1 protein-coding gene is annotated in these 290 nt (G+C 59.7%); it reads right to left on the reverse strand.

From position 1 onward, the window contains the following. Positions 1-159: flagellar basal body protein (locus tag EN804_RS36495; protein WP_246693561.1), on the reverse strand; the 159-nt coding region annotated here is incomplete at its 3' end. Between the last annotated feature and the right edge of the window lie 131 nt (positions 160-290).

A 290-nucleotide genomic window follows, 5' to 3' on the forward strand; every position in this document is an offset into this window, starting at 1 on the left:
CTGGCTGGTGGCCTGCATGACCGCTTCGAATGGGCTGACATCCTTGGCGGGGAACTTGGGTGTGTTGGCGTTGGCGATGTTGGTCGCCACGACTTCCTGCCGCACGCTCAGCCATTCCGCTTGGCGGGATGCCAGTTCGAACAGTTGAATCGGTTGCATAGACTTCTCCATCTCGTATGCCCCGAACCTACGGGGCTAATCTTGCGTCAGACTTGCGGAGAAGACGAAGGGGTGCGACGACGGGAAAAGGCGCATGGATGCGCGGCCTGCACAAAGAAAAAAGGCGCGCC

It is taken from the genome of Mesorhizobium sp. M8A.F.Ca.ET.161.01.1.1, assembly GCF_004792105.1.
Taxonomy (GTDB): Bacteria; Pseudomonadota; Alphaproteobacteria; order Rhizobiales; family Rhizobiaceae; genus Mesorhizobium.